Origin of the sequence: Streptomyces sp. LX-29, assembly GCF_029541745.1 — a bacterium.
Lineage (GTDB): Bacteria > Actinomycetota > Actinomycetes > Streptomycetales > Streptomycetaceae > Streptomyces.
This window is the reverse complement of sequence record NZ_CP089746.1, coordinates 4,417,242-4,431,406: the sequence shown is the minus strand read 5'-3', so window position 1 is coordinate 4,431,406 and position 14,165 is coordinate 4,417,242. Positions and strand designations below refer to the sequence as shown.

General features: G+C 74.7%; 9 protein-coding genes. 4 read left to right on the top strand and 5 right to left on the bottom strand.

Annotated features, from left to right (window positions below; all coding sequences use genetic code 11):
• The first annotated feature begins 480 nt into the window (after window positions 1-480).
• Window positions 481-1,512, top strand: a complete 1,032-nt coding sequence (locus LRS74_RS19110) for an LPXTG cell wall anchor domain-containing protein (protein ID WP_277742130.1) — start codon at window positions 481-483, stop codon at window positions 1,510-1,512.
• A gap of 193 nt (window positions 1,513-1,705) precedes the next feature.
• Here the strand turns inward: LRS74_RS19110 and LRS74_RS19105 are convergent, their stop codons facing one another.
• The gene (locus LRS74_RS19105; protein WP_277742129.1) at window positions 1,706-3,439 is read right to left on the bottom strand and encodes an IucA/IucC family siderophore biosynthesis protein; all 1,734 of its coding nucleotides are present in this window, start codon (window positions 3,437-3,439) and stop codon (window positions 1,706-1,708) included.
• A gap of 128 nt (window positions 3,440-3,567) precedes the next feature.
• Here LRS74_RS19105 and LRS74_RS19100 point away from each other — a divergent pair, with 128 nt between their 5' ends.
• The gene (locus LRS74_RS19100) at window positions 3,568-5,154 is read left to right on the top strand and encodes an IucA/IucC family C-terminal-domain containing protein (protein ID WP_277742128.1); all 1,587 of its coding nucleotides are present in this window, start codon (window positions 3,568-3,570) and stop codon (window positions 5,152-5,154) included.
• A gap of 49 nt (window positions 5,155-5,203) precedes the next feature.
• On the opposite strand, the gene LRS74_RS19095 is transcribed toward LRS74_RS19100, so the two are convergent.
• The 3 genes from LRS74_RS19095 to LRS74_RS19085 form a co-directional block, all read right to left on the bottom strand.
• A complete protein-coding gene (locus tag LRS74_RS19095; protein WP_277744827.1) occupies window positions 5,204-6,952 on the bottom strand; it encodes a GMC family oxidoreductase in 1,749 nt (582 codons plus the stop codon).
• Window positions 6,953-7,139: 187 nt separating this feature from the next.
• Window positions 7,140-8,798 (bottom strand): succinic semialdehyde dehydrogenase, encoded by a 1,659-nt coding sequence (locus LRS74_RS19090; RefSeq protein WP_277742127.1) that lies wholly within the window; start codon window positions 8,796-8,798, stop codon window positions 7,140-7,142.
• Window positions 8,799-9,047: 249 nt separating this feature from the next.
• Entirely contained in the window at window positions 9,048-10,817 is a 1,770-nt protein-coding gene (locus tag LRS74_RS19085; RefSeq protein ID WP_277742126.1) for a serine/threonine-protein kinase, read from the bottom strand.
• Window positions 10,818-11,012: 195 nt separating this feature from the next.
• Between LRS74_RS19085 and LRS74_RS19080 the strand changes: the two genes are divergently transcribed.
• Window positions 11,013-12,188, top strand: coding sequence for a winged helix DNA-binding domain-containing protein (locus tag LRS74_RS19080; RefSeq protein WP_277742125.1), 1,176 nt, complete (start codon window positions 11,013-11,015; stop codon window positions 12,186-12,188).
• Between the two features lie 66 nt (window positions 12,189-12,254).
• A complete protein-coding gene (locus LRS74_RS19075; RefSeq protein ID WP_277742124.1) occupies window positions 12,255-12,392 on the top strand; it encodes a hypothetical protein in 138 nt (45 codons plus the stop codon).
• A gap of 229 nt (window positions 12,393-12,621) precedes the next feature.
• Here the strand turns inward: LRS74_RS19075 and LRS74_RS19070 are convergent, their stop codons facing one another.
• Window positions 12,622-14,013 (bottom strand): M64 family metallopeptidase, encoded by a 1,392-nt coding sequence (locus tag LRS74_RS19070; protein ID WP_277742123.1) that lies wholly within the window; start codon window positions 14,011-14,013, stop codon window positions 12,622-12,624.
• Window positions 14,014-14,165: the final 152 nt, after the last annotated feature.

Below are 14,165 nucleotides of genomic sequence, written 5' to 3'. Positions count from 1 at the left end.
ACCGACCGTATCCGGTCGAAACGGTTGCGCCCGATGTGGCGCATCCACCACGATGCAGTCATCCGCAGTGGCCGCGAACGACCCCTTCGCTCACTGTCAAGACCGCACTACAGCGCGCCGCCACCACGCTTTCACGCCATGCCCCATGCCAGCGGCGCTACCCCCCGGCGCCGCCCGTCGGCACCGGCGCCGCCCTGACGCCGGTGCTGATCGCCGAGGGCCCCGTGGACGCCCGCCGCACGCGGGCGCCCCGGGGCCCTTCGCTCACCCGGCGCACTCCAGGCCGTCCCGTATCGCCTGAACCGCAGGCACCACCGGCACCACCGGCCCCTTTCGGCCAGTGATCCACCTCACGCCCCAGCAGCTTCGTCCGTCGCGCAACCATTTCTCGCCACCACTGGTCATGTACGTGCAAACGCACGGCCTGACCGCGCCCCCCAACGCGCCGGCCTTCCCGTACGGACCCTGAGTGAGGGCTTCATGAAGCTTCGCCGCGCTCTCGCGGCCGCCGCTGTGACGGCCGCCATCGCACCCGCCGCGCTGGTCGGCGCCCCGATCGCGTACGCAGAGACGCCGACCGAGACGCCGACGAGCGAGACGTCGAGCCCCGCCACCCCGACGCCGACCGACACCGCGACGGCCACCGACGAGCCGACCGAGACGCCGACCAGCACCGAGACGGTCACGCCCACTCCGACGGAGACCTCGCCGACTCCCACCGACACGGCGCCGACCCCGACGGAGACCGCGCCCACCCCCACCGACACCGCCCCCACGCCGACGACGCCCGGCCCGACCGGCAAGCCGACGTCGGAGCCGAGCCCCGAGCCGACCGAGGACGACGAGGTGTGCGAGGACGTCACCGACGAGGTGGCCGTCAGCACCGAGCTGCGGGGTCTGCCGAGCAAGGTCGTGGCCGGCGCGGGCTGGGTGAACCTCACCTTCCGCACCACCAACACCTCGGACAAGGCGATGAAGACCGTCGACGCGTACGCCTCCGTGGGCGCGATCGCCAAGGACGACTTCGACGACGTCTCGGCATACCTCACGCTCCAGTGGTACGACGCGGACGCCGGCCGCTGGACCACCATCACCCACGAGGAGGCCGGCTACTTCGCCACCGTCGAGCAGCTCAAGCCGGGTGAGTACGCCGACGCCAAGCTGCGGCTGAAGGTCGACGCCAAGACGCCGGGCAGCTACGGCTTCGCGGTGGCGATCGGCGCCTACCACGACGAGGACGACGTCTGCGGCTTCTCCGACGCCAGGGACTACGAGTTCGACGTGCTGGTCGCCGGCAGCGAGCCGGGCGACGTGGACGAGGCCGAGGGCAAGCCGAGCGACCGCACCAACCGCCCCGCCCCGCAGGGTGGCGAGCGGCGTGAGCTGCCAGTCTCCGGCGAGCTCGCCGAGACCGGCTCCTCCTCCGCGCTGCCGACCCTCGGCATCGTCGGTGGTGTCGCCATCCTTCTGGGCGCGGGCGCGGTCTACGGCGTGCGCCGCCGCTCCGCCTGACGGAGTGCGCCGCGCGCCGACGGGTCCGCCCGTCGGCGCGCCCGCCCGAGGGCCGCTCTCCCATCGAGGGGGAGCGGCCCTTCGCCATGTCTCCGGGTGTCTCCGGGGGTCTCCAGGAACCTCCGTGGCTCCGGGTGTCTCCAGGGCCCCGGTGGCGCCTTGAGGCGTCGCGGTCATGCTCCGCGCGCCGTGTTCAGGCCAGCGGGTTGGGCAGCGACATCCAGCGCTCCCCCGCGACCCCCTCCAGCCGCATCGTGGTGAGCGCCTTCACCCGCACCTCGTCCCCGAACAGCGCGGCGCGGTCGGCGCGGCTCCTCGCGGTGGCGGGCAGCTCCTCGAACGCCTCGCGCGCCGCGGCGGCGACGGCGGCCCACAGCCGGGCCTCGACGCTCCGCTCCCCCGCGCCGAGCGCGGCGACCAGCGCGCTCAGCGTGGACCCGAGCAGATCGCCGTAGAGCCTCGTCCGCAGCACCGCCGGGTCGTCCTCGACCGCCCGGCCGCCCAGCGGCGGTGGGGTGAACCCGAGGCGGCCCAGCCGCGCCGAGCTGACCCGGCCGTCGGCCAGGTCACGGTAGACGAAGCGCCGCGGCCGGGCCGCGGCGTCCAGCACCACCAGCAGGTTCTGTCCGTGCGCCGCCAGCGCCACACCCCAGTCGAGCAGCCGCAGCAGCGGCGGCAGCAGCAGCCGGGCGAAGGCGCCCAGCCAGTCGACGGCGGCGTCGCCCGAGGAGCCGGAGAGGCCGGAAACGCCCGAGACGCCGGAGACGCCGGCGGATCCCAGCAGCGTGTGGATCAGGGGCGGTCCGCCGGCCGCCGGGCGGGCCGCGAGCGCCGCCACCGGCAGCACCCGCTCCCCCGCGCCGAGCCGTGCGACCTCCGACGGCGACTCGCGCAGCAGCACGGCCAGGTCCGGGCTGGGCACGCCGTGCACGACCGCCGAGACCGCGCCGAGGTTGCGGGTGATCCGCAGGCTTCCGTCCAGCCGCTCCAGCCGCTCCACCACCCGGGTCAGCAGCGCGGACAGCGCGGCGCTGTTCGCCACCGACCCCGCCGAGATGTCCCGGACCTGGCTGGTCAGCCGCATGGAGAGGGCCGTCTTCAGATGGGGCCCGCCGGCCAGCGGGGCGAAGCTCCGCACGCTCATCAGCGGGCGGGCCGGGATCGCCCCGGTGCGCAGCGGCGGCCCCCCGAGCTCCGGCAGCACATGCGCGGCCTGCCAGGGGTGGACCGGCAGCAGCAGCCGGTCGCCGTCCCGCAGCCGTGCCGGCCACTCCCCCACGACCCGGCAGCGGTCGGCGGGGACCACCGCCAGGTCCACGCCGACGACCGGCCGGTGCTCCGGCCCGTAGGCGAGCTGCTCGGCCACCGAGAAGCCGGGTCTGCTGCGGCAGCAGGGGTGGTACGGATGGCCGTCGACCACGCCCTGCTCGACGTGGGCGAGCTCCTCGTCCGCCCCCGGCGGCTCCACGGACGCGCGAGGCGGCGCCGCGGCCCCGGCCAGGGAGAGCGCCAACGAGGCGACGCTGTGATCCAGTTCAGCGGTCAGCGTGGCGGCGCCGGGCAGCGCGACGGCGGCGAGCAGCCCTGCCGGATGGGTGTGGGGCCGGCCGTCCAACCGGAGCGTCAGCGCCTCTTCCAGCCGGTCCAGGTCGTGCGGCAGCCGCGGCGGCCCGCTCAGCCGCCGTCCGTCGTCGAGCCGCACCACGCCCGCCGCCGCGTCACGGCCCGCCACCCCCGGCAGCGGCTCGTACAGCAGCGCCCGCCACAGCCGCCCGAGCACGGCGGAGCGCGCCCGTGGCAGGGCCTCGGCGAAGGCGTCGCCCAGCTCGGGCCGGACGGCCGCCAGCTCGGCGGCGAAGGCCGCCTCCAGGGGCCGACCCACCCCGTCCGGCCGGCCCGTCGGGACATGGCCGGTTCCGGCACCCATGGGAGTCACCCCCTTCATCGGGGCCCGCGCGCGGTGAGTTACCCGCCAGGACACCGGGCAACACCTTGTGGACACTGGTGCGGTGCGCGCCGCATCCGTACGGAAGGTTCGCACGGAAGGGAGGTGTCATGGGTGACGACGGGACACGTGCCGAGGCCCTGTCGACGACCGCGCTCCTCAACTGCCTGATCCGCGAGGTGGCCCGGCCCGAACGGGACCCGGAGGGGGCCGCCGGACATCGCGCGTACCGGCTGCCGGCCACCGGCAGGCTGCTACGGGTGCGGGCCGGGCGCCACCCCCGCGAGCCGGCCCTGCGCACGGCCGGGGGCTGGCGCGCGCTGACGCTGGCGCGGCTGGTGGAGCTGGCCGCGGAGGAGCTCGGCCGGCACACCGGCCGCGGCAACCCCGCCCTGCCCGCCGAGATAGCCGACAGCCGGGACGTCATGGCGGCGCTGCTGGCGGCCCGCGACTCCGCGACGCCCCCCGAGGACCCGTACCTCCGCTCCGAGCAGGCGCTGCTGGCGGGGCACCGGTACCACCCGGCGCCCAAGGCGCGCGGCGCCGGCTCCCCGGACGGCTGGCTGCCGTACGCCCCGGAGGCGTACGCCCGGTTCCCGCTGGAGCTGCTCGGCGTGCGGGAGGACCTGGTGGCGGGCGACGGTGACGCCTCGGCGCTGGACGTCCTCGGCGCGGCACCGCCCGACGGCTACCGGCTGCTGCCCGCGCACCCCTGGCAGCTGGCGCTGCTCGGGGCGTTGCCGGCCTTCCGCGACGGGCGGCTGCTGCGGCTCGGGCGGACCGCCGGCCTGGCCGTGCCGACCTCCTCGCTGCGCACGGTCTATCTGCCGGATGCCGACCTGTTCTGCAAGTTCAGCCTGGATGTGCGGATCACCAACGACATCCGCCGGCTGTGGCTGCGCGACCTGCGGTGGCTGCGGATCGTGGACGAGCTGCTGGCGGCCGCCTTCGCCGACCTGCCCCCGTATCTGCCGCTGGCCTCGGTGCTGTCCGACCGCGGCTACCGCACGGCCGACCTGGGCGGGCGGGACGCCTACGAGGCGCTGGCGGTGGTCGTCCGCGACGGCCTGGGGACGCACCTCAAGCCGGGGGTGACGCCGCTGCTCGCCGCCGGTGTCAGCGAGGGCTTCCCCGGCAACCCGCTGGACGGCACCACCCCGGAGGCGGCCCTGGGCTGGTGGCAGCGGTACCTCGACCACGTGGTCCCGCCGGTGCTGCACGCCGGGCTGCGGCACGGCGTGGTGCTGGAGTGCCATCTGCAGAACGTCCTGGTCTGCGTCGACGAGGAGGGCCTCCCGGCGCAGGTGCTCTTCCGCGACCACGAGGGCGTCAAGCTGGTCGCCGAGCGCCACCGCGCGGTGCTGGGCCGCTTCGGGCCGGGGACGCCGAACCCCGGGGTGAGCGCGGAGCGCGGCTGGGAGCGGCTGGTCTACTGCCTGGTGGTCAACAACCTCGCCGAGATCGCCGGCGCGATCCACGAGCGCCACCCGGAGCTGGGTGGGGAGCTGTGGCGCCGCGCGCGGGCGGTGTTCGCCGACTACGCGGCGGATCACGGCGACCCGCCCGAGGTCCGGGAGCTGCTGACCGCCGCGCACCTGCCCGCCAAGGCCAATCTGCTGCTGCGCTGGCGGGACGCCGACGGCGGCAGCTCCCGCTATGTGCCCGTGCCCAATCCGCTGCGGGCCGCCACCGGGTGACCGCCGGCATCCGGTGCCGGGCGCCCCGGGAGGTGACGGCCGCCGCCGGTCACCGCTTGGGCGGCACCGTCGGGACGGGGAGGACCGGCAGGTTCAGCGCCGCGAAGGCGTGCGGCGGAACGGCCGGGTGGGCCGGGGGCACCGGGGCCAGCCGCCGGTAGCCGGCGCCGGGGGCCGGGCGCGGATCCGGCTCGCCCTTGTTGGGCCACAGCGCCATGGCGCGTTCGGCCTGGGCGGTGATGGTCAGCGAGGGGTTGACGCCGAGGTTGGCGGAGACGGCGGCGCCGTCCACGACGAAGATGCCGGGGTGCCCGTGGAGCCGGTGGTAGGGGTCGATCACTCCGTGCTCGGCGTCCTCCCCGATGGGGCAGCCGCCGAGGAAGTGGGCGGTGAGCGGGGTGCCCATGAGCTCGCCGACGTTGCTGCCGGCGAAGCCGTCGATGGACGCGGCGATGAGCCGGGCCGCCTCCGCGCCCTCGGGGATGTGGTCCGGGTTGGGCTCCCCGTGCCCCTGCCGGGCGGTGAGCAGCCCCTTGCCCGGGCCGCGCCGACGGCGGTACGTCGTCAGCGAGTTGTCGTGCGTCTGCATCACCAGGCCGATGATGGTCCGCTCGGACCAGCGGTGGTTGGACAGCGAGCGGGCGCACAGCACCGGGTGGCGGAGGTTGGCCGCGAGGAAGCGCAGCAGCCGCGGCAGCCGTCCGCCGTGGGGGATCTGCAGGATGGACAGCGCGCCCATGGCGTTGGAGCCCCGCCCGTAGCGGACCGGTTCGATGTGGGTGGTGTCGTTGGGGTGGATGGAGGAGGTGATCGCCACGCCCCGGGTGAAGTCCGGCCGCCGGCCGTGCCGCCGCCGGTAGCGGCGCTCGGTGGTCTGGGCGCCCACCAGCGCCTCGGAGTTGGTGCGGGTGAGCATGCCCAGCCGGTCCGTGACGCGCGGCAGCAGGCCCTGGTCGCGCATCCGGTGCAGCAGCGTCTGGGTGCCGTAGGTGCCGGCGGCGAGCACCACCCACCGGGCGCGCAGCGTCCGCCGGGGGCCGCGGCGGCGGGCGTCGGTGGGGACGGTGGCGACCCGGTAGCCGCCGCCGGGGTGGTCGGAGACCGCCACCACCGTGGTCATCTCCTCGACGACCGCGCCCGCCCGCTCGGCCAGGTACAGGTAGTTCTCGTTGAGGGTGTTCTTGGCGCCGTGGCGGCAGCCGGTCATGCACTCCCCGCACTCGACGCACGCCGCGCGGTCCGGGCCCGCGCCGCCGAAGTAGGGGTCGGGGACGGTCTCGCCCGGCGCCGCCCTCGTGGCGCCGTCCGCGTCGTGGCCGTCGCCGAAGAAGACCCCGACCGGCGCCATGTGGAAGGTGTCGCCGACGCCCATCCGCTCCGCGGCGTCCTTCAGATGCACGTCGGAGGGGGTGAGGGTGCGGTTGAGGCGCACCCCCAGCATCCGCCGGGCCTGGTCGTAGTAGGGCCGCAACTCCTGTTCCCAGTCGGCGATGTGCCCCCACTGGGGGTCCTGGAAGAAGGCGGGCGGCGGCACGTAGAGGGTGTTGGCGTAGTTGAGCGAGCCGCCGCCGACCCCGGCGCCCGCGAGCACCATCACCTTGCCCAGCAGGTGGACGCGTTGGATGCCGTAGAGCCCGAGGGCCGGCGCCCACAGGTAGTCGCGCAGGTTCCAGGAGCTCTTGGGCAGGGTGTCGCGGGTGAAGCGGCGGCCCGCCTCCAGGACGCCGACCCGGTAGCCCTTCTCGGTCAGTCGCAGGGCCGACACCGAGCCGCCGAAGCCCGAGCCGACCACGATCACGTCGTAGTCGACCTCCGCGTCGACGGGGGCGTCGCGGGCGGGGTCATCGCCGTCGGGTAGCTCCTGGTTTCGGGCGCGCTTGTCCCCTGACACCGGTACCTCCCTGGAAACGTGCTGGTCAGCGCCTTGGCCGCGGATCGGGCCGGTCATGCGTACGCGGCCTGCCGGCCGGGGTTCGGGGGCGGGGTCAGTGCAGCCGCAGCGCCTTGAGGGCTCGCAGACCGCGGTTCATCAGCGCCGCGTACTTCTCGTCCGTCAGCCCGAAGGCCGGCCCCAGCGGCAGCGCCCGCTGCTGGGCGACCGTCTGCGGCTCGGTGAACTTCAGGATGCCCTCGGAGCCGTGGCGGCGGCCGAGGCCGGAGTCGCCCATGCCGCCCATGGGCGCGCGGACGCTGCCGTAGCCGGCGGCGTAGCTCTCGTTGACGTTGACGGTGCCCGCGCGCAGCCGGGCGGCGATCGCGCGGCCGCGCCGGCCGTCCCGGGTCCAGACGGCTGCGTTGAGCCCGAACGGGGTGGCGTTGGCCCGCTCGACGGCCTCGTCCTCGTCGGTGAAGCGGTAGACGGAGACCACCGGGCCGAAGGTCTCCTCGGCGCAGACCGCCATCGGGGACTCGACACCGTCGAGGATGGTCGGCTCGTAGAAGAGCGGGCCGATGTCGGGGCGCGGCCGACCGCCGGCGAGCACGGTGGCGCCCTTGGCGACGGCCTCCTCCACATGGCGGCCGACGGTCTCCAGTTGGCGGGTGGAGACCAGCGAGCCCATCTCGGCGCCGTAGGCGAGCGCCGTGCCGAGCCGCATCGCCTTGGTGCGGGCGACGAACCGCTCGATGAACGCCTCGGCCACCGAGTCGTGGACGTACAGCCGCTCGATGGAGATGCACAGCTGGCCGGCGGAGGAGAAGCAGCCGCGGACGGCCCCGTCGACGGCCCGGTCCAGGTCGGCGTCGCGCAGCACCAGCATGGCGTTCTTGCCGCCCAGCTCCAGGGAGCAGCCGATCAGCCGGGCGGCGGCGCCCTGGGCGACCTCGCGGCCGGTGCGGGTGGAGCCGGTGAACGAGACGTAGTCGGCGTGCCGGACCACGGCGGGGCCGACGACGGGGCCCTCGCCGATGACGATCTGCCATACGGCGGGCGGCAGTCCGGCCTCGATGAGCAGCTGACGCGCCCACAGGGCGGTGAGCGCGGTCTGCGTGTCGGGCTTCATCACCACGGCGTTGCCGGCGACGAAGGCGGGCAGCGCGTCGCCGACGGAGAGCTCCAGGGGGTAGTTCCAGGGCGCGATCTGGCCGACGACGCCGCGCGGGTGGCGCAGTTCGGTGACCTTGGTGAGCGTCGGCATGACGCCCAGGTGGCCCTTGGGCCGCAGATACGCGGCGGCCCTGAGCCCGTAGTGGCGGGCGGACAGGACGACGGCCTGGATCTCCTCGTGGGCGTGCAGCCGGGCCTTGCCGGTCTCCAGCTGGATGAGGTCCAGGACCTCCGACTGCCGTCTGAGCACCAGGTCGTGGAAGCGCAGCAGGACGGCGGCGCGGCGCCGCACCGGGGTGGCGGCCCAGGCCCGCTGGGCGGCGCGGGCCCGCTCGAAGGCGGTCGCGACGTCCTCGGGAGTGGATTCGGGCAGCTCGGCGAGCGGCTCCCCGGTGAAAGGCGCGCGGCCGGCGGTGGTGGTGGCACCGCCGACGACGTCCCGGGTGAGCCGGGCGACCAGGTCGGGGGTGATGACGTCGGCTGCGGTGCGGGTGCCCGCGGCGGCGGCCGGATTGCCGCCACCCGGGGCGGAGCCGGGGGCCGTGTCGGAGGCCGCGGCCGGAACCGGTGCGGTTGCGCTGTCCTGCGAGTCCGTCATGCGATGAGCGTATTGCGGGACGATCCCTTTGGGTACCCGTCGGTAACCGTTTTTCGGCCATCGTGCCAGCGATTGCTGGCACACTCCCCCGGAGGGTCGCCGGGACGCCCGCCGGGACGCCGCCGGCGCCCGCCCGGACGCGCGTGACCCTCGGGGCGCTCGGACGCGCGTACGGCTTCGCGCGCGTGACCGCCAGGGCGCCCGGATGTGCGTACGACCTCCGCGCGGGTGGGCGCGGAGGCCGCGCCGCTACGACGCCTTCTTCTCCAGCCCGTCGATGTCCAGGTGCTTCTTCACCTCGTCGAAGAGCCGGTCGCCGTTCTCGCGGGCGTCGCCGGCGGCCGGCATCTGCACGGACAGCTGCCAGACGACATCGCCCTTGGCGACCAGGTGGTCGCGGTAGGCGTAGCGGATCGCGTCGTCGGAGGAGCCGTACTCCCGGTACGTGGTGGTGACGTCGGCGGTCGTCACGTCGCCCTCCTTGGTGGAGGCCCCCTTCTTGCTCTTCGCGTCCTTCATCTCGCTGCCGGCGCCCTCCTCGTACCACTCGATCATGTCCGAGGCGGCGGTGGAGGCGGCGATCTTGTGATCGTTGGTCACCCGCGACAGGCTGATGGTGAAGACGCCACTGGGGTCGTTGAAGGTCACCGAGGTGCCGTCGGTCTCGTCGTCGTCCACGACGCGGCGGTAGGTCTCGGGCACCGCCAGGGAGGCCGTGACCACCTCCGGCTCCTCCCGGACCGTCCAGCCGGCGGGCAGCCCGCCCTCGCTGCGGAACGGGTTCACCACGGCCAGCGCCGCGCCCGCTGCCGCCACCAACACCAGCGCGACCAGCCCCAACTGGGCCTTGCGGTTCTTGTGCAGGACGGGCGGGACGAACCGGCTGCCGCCGGTCGGCGCGGCGCCGTCCGCTCCGGACACCCGGGTGGCCAGCAGCGTCGGGTCCGGCTGCGGCGGCCGGACCACCGACTCCAGCGTCTGCCGCGCCTCGCCCGCCGTCGGCCGGGCCGCCGGGTCCTTGCGCAGCAACTGCATGATCAGCGTGCCCAGCGCCCCGGAGCCCCGCGCGGGCGTCTGCGGCTCCGCCGACAGGATCGCCTGGAGGGTGGCGGGGGTGTGCGAGCGGCGGAACGGGGACATGCCCTCCACGGCCGCGTACAGCACCACGCCCAGCGACCACAGGTCCGACTCGGGGCCCGGCCGCTGGCCCAGCACCCGCTCCGGCGCGATGTACTCGGGCGAGCCGACGAAGGCGCCGGTCTCCGTCAGGCCCTGCTCGCCCTCGACCTGGGCGATGCCGAAGTCGGTCAGCACCACCCGGTCGTTGCGCGCCAGCAGCACGTTGTCCGGCTTGACGTCGCGGTGCAGCACCCCCGCCTCGTGCGCCGCGGTCAGCGCGCCCAGCACCGCCGCGCCGATCCGGGCCGCCTCGCGCGGGTCGAGCGTGCCCTCGGCGAGCCGGTCGCCCAACGAGTGGCCGGAGACCAACTCCATGACGATCCAGGGACGGCCGTCCTCCATGACGACGTCGTGCACGGTGACGACCGAGGGGTGGTCGATGCGCGCCGCCGCGCGGGCCTCGCGCTGCATCCGCAGATAGACGTTCTGCCGGTCCTGCTCCGACAGATGGTCCGGCACCCGCGGCTCCTTCACCGCGACATGACGGTCCACGACCTGGTCGTGCGCCTTCCAGACGGTCCCCATGCCGCCGTGGCCGAGCCGGGAGAGCAGCCGGTAGCGGCCGCCGATGACCCGTCCGGAGTCGGGCTCCGCCGCGCCGGTTCCCGCGCCCACGCCGGTCCGCGGGTCCGGGCCGCCGGCGGCGTCGGCGACGGTGGCGGTCGGCCTGGGGCCCGCCGGCGCGTCCTGCGCCGGCACCCCCGGGTGCGGCGGCCCGTAGCCGCCCGGTCGCGGCTCCGCCCCGGCCGGTGGTACGACCGGCTCACCCGACGCCGGGGCCTGCGGCGGCTGAAGCCCGTAACTCGTGGGCTCGTTCGCCCGTCCCCCAAGGTTCGTCATGACCACCATCATGACCCGGAGTTCCACGAGCCCCGTCACCCAGGTCGGACCCACCGGAAAGCTGTGACGAAGACGTTGCCGCACGAGACCGGCCAACGGCGCGAACCCGGCGTACCGCCCGGCACACCGTCCGACCCGCTCCCGGAGGCGACGCTCGCGCGGGCGACTGTCGGTGCCGTCCCCTACCGTCGCCCCATGAGCCCCGCGCGCCCGCCCCGTATCGGACCCGCCCAGCGCCGTGCCCGCCTCGGGCGGCGGCACCTCCTCGCCCCCTCGCGGCGCGCCGCCACCGTGGAGGAGGCGGTGGAGGCCGTGGTCGGCCTGCACGCCACCGATGCGGCGACCGTCTACGTCTCGGCCTGCGCCCGGCTGGCGGCGCCGGACGCCGCGGCGGTGGACCGGGCGCTGTACGAGGACGTGTCGCTGGTGAAGCTGCTGAGCATGCGGCGCACCCTGTTCGCGGTGACGACGGGGCTCGCACCGGTGGTGAACTCCTCGACCGCGCGGGCGATCGCCGCCAAGGAGCGGGCCACCCTGCTCAAGCACCTCACCGACTGGGCGCGGGGCTGGGACGAGGAGCGGCTGGCCGCGACCGAGCGCGCGGTGCTGGCCGCGCTCACCGCGCGGGGCGAGGCGACCACCGCCGAGCTGGCCCGGGACGTGCCCGCGCTGCGCGAGCAGATCGAGTACGGGGCCGGGACGTCGTACGCCGCCAGGCAGAGCGTCGGCAGCCGGCTGCTGCGGCTGCTCGCCTCCGACGGCCATATCCGCCGCTGCCGCCCGCGCGGCTCGTGGACCAGCAGCCTCTACCCCTGGGCGCCGGTCCCCCCGCTGCCCGAACTGCCGGTGCGCGAGGCCAAGGCCGAGCTGGCGCGGCGCTGGCTGGCGGCCTACGGGCCGGCCACCGAGGCCGATCTGAAGTGGTGGACCGGCTGGACGCTGACCGACGCCCGTCGGGCCCTGGCCGACCTCGGCGCGGAGCCGGTGGAGCTGGACGAGGGGCCCGGTTTCACGGTCCCCGGGGACACCGCCGAGCTCCCCGAGCCCGAGCCCTGGGCCGCGCTGCTGCCGGGCCTGGACCCGACGGCGATGGGCTGGCGGGGCCGCGACTGGTACCTGGACCCGGAGCACGTCCCGGCGCTCTTCGACCGCAACGGCAACATCGGTCCCACCGTGTGGTGGAACGGCCGGATCGTGGGCGGCTGGGCACAGCGCCCCGACGGCGAGCCGGTGTGGCGGCTGCTGGTCGACACGGGCCGCGAGGCGGAGCACGCGGTGGCGGCGGAGGCCGAACGGCTGGCCGGCTGGCTGGGCGAGACACGCATCACGCCTCGCTTCCGTACCCCCCTGGAGCGGGAGTTGTCGGGTTGAACACCCCCAACACGGGCGTTGCTGCGCAATGATGGACGGGCGCGACCCGGTGAAGGAGAACTGATCATGAGCGACGGGCTGCCGCCGGAGAAGATCTGCCCCGACTGCGGCGGGGCGGGCGAGGTGGAGTGGGAAACCCACCTCGGCAACAAGACCACCACCCAGTGCAGCGGCTGCGCGGGCACCGGAACCGTGCTGGCCTAGCGGACGCCGGCCATCGGCCACCGCGCGGCCGGATCAGGGAGCCGCCGCACGGGCGCCACCGCACGGCCGCGCACGGGAGTCACCGCGCGGGCGGGTCCGGTGGCCACCGCACGCCCCCGGCTTCAAGCCCCCGCTCGGGGTCCGGCCAGGGAGCCGGTCCGCGGCCTCGGCGGCCGGCCGCCCCGCGGCGGGGTGCCACGGGGCGGCCGGCCGGTGCGGGCCGCGCGGATCAGCCCTTCGTCTTCCAGGTGCGCGAGTCGGTGAGCAGCTTGCGCAGCACCGGGTCCTTCACCGCCTTCGTCCGGTCGGTCGCGGTGGCCTTCAGGGTGTGGCTACGACCGTCGGTCGGGACGCCCAGCGAGGCGGGGGTGACGGTGGTCTTCCCCGCGGCCGCGGTGACCTCCTTGCCGTCCACGTACCACCGCACGGAGGCCGAGGCCGGGAGGGAGACGGTCAGCTTGGCGTTGCGGGCCAGCACCGAGCCCTTGGGGGTGGTGCTGGTCAGCACGCTGGCGTGCCGGTAGAAGCCGGCGATCATCGCCTCGCGGCCGGGGAGGTTGAACTCACGACCCAGCGTCCGCATGATCGAGTTCTCGGTGGGGCGGTTGATGCCCCTGGGGTAGTACCCGCCGCCCTCGTACGTCCCGACCTTGCCGCCGTCCGGGGAGTCCTGGCCGATCCAGCGGTACCACTTCTTCCGCTGCGCGCTCAGCTCCTCGGCGCTGAGCTTGCTGATGTTGGAGCCGGTCGGCTCGGCGCCGGTGTAGTCGCCGTACTCGTCGTAGACGTACTCGTCCGCCAGCTTGCCGAACGAGTGGCCCGTCTCGTGGACCGCCACCTGGACGGAGTCCTCGTTGTCGGAGGAGGCGGTGGCGATGCCGTCGTAGCCGACCTTGGAGACGACGTCGTTGTAGCCCGCGCCGCCGTACTTGGTCGAGTTGGCCAGCACGATGACCAGGTCGGCGTCCTTGGCCTTGGCCGCGTACGACTCCACCTTGGCGGTGTCCACGCAGAGCAGCCGCTCTATGCCGTCGCAGAAGAAGTGGGAGTCCAGGGCGGTGTCCCTGACCACGCCCTGCTGCGGGTCGCCGGAGACGCCGGACTGCTGGGAGACCGCGTCCACGGACCAGACGTTGAACAGCTTCTGGTACGAGGCGTAGGGCTTGACGGCGGATATCTCCGCCCACTTCGCGCGCACGTCGGCGCGGAAGTCCTCCTGCTGGGAGGCGGTGTAGCCGTCGCCGATGAAGACGACGTCGACCTTGTCCTCCGTCGAGCCGTTCGACACGATCGAGGAGACGTCGCCGTCGGCGGCCCGCTGCGCGGGGGAGAGCGGCGCGGCGGAGCGGGTGAGCCGCTCCGGCGTGGCGGCGGGGACCTCCGTGTGCCGGGGGTGGCCGTCGGGGCCGGTGAAGTACTCGACGTGGTGGGTGCGTTCGGACTTCTGCGTGACGGGGGCCGGGTGGGGCGCGGCCTTCGTGGTGGGCGTGGCGTCGGCGGAGGCGGCCAGCGACGCGGCCACGACGGCGCCGGCCGTCGCGGTCAGCGCCAGGATGTTGATGGGCTTGCGTATGCCGGTGCGTACGCGGGCGCGCGCGCCTCTGCGCTGGGGGGTAGGCACGTGGGTGCTCCGAAGTCTGTCTTGTGGTGGGGGGAGTTGCGATCCGCGCTTGCCCGCCGCCCATGGGTAAGCGGCGAGTTAAGGCGGATTAATTCGCCGCTCAACTTAGAACGCTCCTGTGGCGCAGGGCAATGGCGGATGCGAAAGTCATC

Excerpts from the sequence above, each read along its gene's own strand:
- LRS74_RS19110 (WP_277742130.1), top strand. The coding sequence starts at position 481 with ATGAAGCTTCGCCGCGCTCTCGCGGCCGCCGCTGTGACGGCCGCCATC.
- LRS74_RS19080 (WP_277742125.1), top strand. The coding sequence starts at position 11,013 with ATGAGCCCCGCGCGCCCGCCCCGTATCGGACCCGCCCAGCGCCGTGCC.
- LRS74_RS19085 (WP_277742126.1), bottom strand. The coding sequence starts at position 10,817 with ATGACGAACCTTGGGGGACGGGCGAACGAGCCCACGAGTTACGGGCTT.
- LRS74_RS19090 (WP_277742127.1), bottom strand. The coding sequence starts at position 8,798 with ATGACGGACTCGCAGGACAGCGCAACCGCACCGGTTCCGGCCGCGGCC.
- LRS74_RS19105 (WP_277742129.1), bottom strand. The coding sequence starts at position 3,439 with ATGGGTGCCGGAACCGGCCATGTCCCGACGGGCCGGCCGGACGGGGTG.
- LRS74_RS19075 (WP_277742124.1), top strand. The coding sequence starts at position 12,255 with ATGAGCGACGGGCTGCCGCCGGAGAAGATCTGCCCCGACTGCGGCGGG.
- LRS74_RS19100 (WP_277742128.1), top strand. The coding sequence starts at position 3,568 with ATGGGTGACGACGGGACACGTGCCGAGGCCCTGTCGACGACCGCGCTC.